The sequence below is a fragment of the Vibrio sp. YT-15 genome (genome assembly GCF_033337445.1).
GTDB lineage: Bacteria > Pseudomonadota > Gammaproteobacteria > Enterobacterales > Vibrionaceae > Vibrio > Vibrio alginolyticus.
Genome location: NZ_JAWOQR010000072.1, coordinates 1 through 1,448 on the forward strand (window position 1 = coordinate 1; position 1,448 = coordinate 1,448).

Genomic DNA, 1,448 nt, shown 5'->3' on the forward strand with positions numbered 1-1,448 from the left:
AAAGTCGTCGCTATGAACCTCATATCCAGTCACGGAAGGATGAGTCAGAAGCCATTAAAAACACGGATTTTAAGGCTCACCGTTGGGTTGTAGAGAGAACACACAGTTGGATGAATCGCTACCGTCGTGTCCTGACTCGTTGGGAGAAGAAAGTCGAGAATTATGAGGCGATGCTGCATTTTGCCTGTGGTATCATTGTCTGGACTAAAAACCTATTGGGATAGGTTCTTAGTAAATAAAAATTCAGAAGGGATATGTTATGAACTATACAAAATTTGATGTAAAAAATTGGGTTCGCCGTGAGCATTTTGAGTTTTATCGGCATCGTTTACCATGTGGTTTTAGCTTAACAAGCAAAATTGATATCACGACGTTAAAAAAGTCATTGGATGATTCAGCGTATAAGTTTTATCCGGTAATGATCTATCTGATTGCTCAGGCCGTGAATCAATTTGATGAGTTGAGAATGGCGATAAAAGATGATGAATTGATCGTATGGGATTCAGTCGACCCACAATTCACCGTATTCCATCAAGAAACAGAGACATTTTCAGCACTGAGTTGCCCATACTCATCCGATATTGATCAATTTATGGTGAATTATTTATCGGTAATGGAACGTTATAAAAGTGATACCAAGTTATTTCCTCAAGGGGTAACACCAGAAAATCATTTAAATATTTCAGCATTACCTTGGGTTAATTTTGATAGCTTTAATTTAAATGTTGCTAATTTTACCGATTATTTTGCACCCATTATAACAATGGCAAAATATCAGCAAGAAGGGGATAGACTGTTATTGCCGCTCTCAGTACAGGTTCATCATGCAGTTTGTGATGGCTTCCATGTTGCACGCTTTATTAATCGGCTACAAGAGTTGTGTAACAGTAAATTAAAATAAGCTCAGGTTAAATTAAAGGGTTTCATATCTAGTGAAGCCCTGTTTTATTATGTTTTGAGTTAACTTATCTTCAATGGCGGTCATAGAACCGACTGTTTACCCTCAAATAAATGTGTGAGCCGAATTATTATATCATCCTTCCGCAAAAGGCTAAAAACCATAAACAATAAAATGTTTTTTGTCGGCTTTTGTTCGCACTTTTTATCTGTTTCTAGGCATTTTATGATAATTTTTTAAAGGTAAGCTTGAAATAACACGTCGATGCCAAGATATCTATCAAATCATGATATATAAACTAAATGGGATAAAGAATGAATAAGAACCTATCCCAAAAGGATTTTATTCCAGACAATGATGGCACAGGCAAGATGCAGCATTGCCTCGTAATTTTCGACCTTTTTCTCCCAACGAGTCAGGACACGACGGTAGCGATTCATCCAACTGTGTGTTCTCTCTACAACCCAGCGGTGGGCCTTAAAATCCGTGTTTTTGATGGCTTCTGATTCATCCTTCCGTGACTGGACATGAGGCTCATAGCGACGACTTC

The 1,448-nt window shown here is 37.8% G+C and carries 2 protein-coding genes and 1 pseudogene; 2 read left to right on the forward strand and 1 reads right to left on the reverse strand.

Annotated features, from left to right (window positions below):
* Both R7D93_RS25310 and R7D93_RS25315 read left to right on the forward strand, forming a co-directional pair.
* Nucleotides 1–224 (forward strand): annotated as a pseudogene (locus tag R7D93_RS25310) (IS5/IS1182 family transposase); the annotation flags it as partial.
* A 35-nt stretch (nt 225–259) separates the two neighbouring features.
* Nucleotides 260–901, forward strand: a complete 642-nt coding sequence (locus R7D93_RS25315; protein ID WP_004920769.1) for a type A-3 chloramphenicol O-acetyltransferase CatIII — start codon at nt 260–262, stop codon at nt 899–901.
* Nucleotides 902–1,224: 323 nt separating this feature from the next.
* Here the strand turns inward: R7D93_RS25315 and R7D93_RS25320 are convergent.
* Nucleotides 1,225–1,448: transposase (locus tag R7D93_RS25320; RefSeq protein ID WP_225455851.1), on the reverse strand; the 224-nt coding region annotated here is incomplete at its 5' end.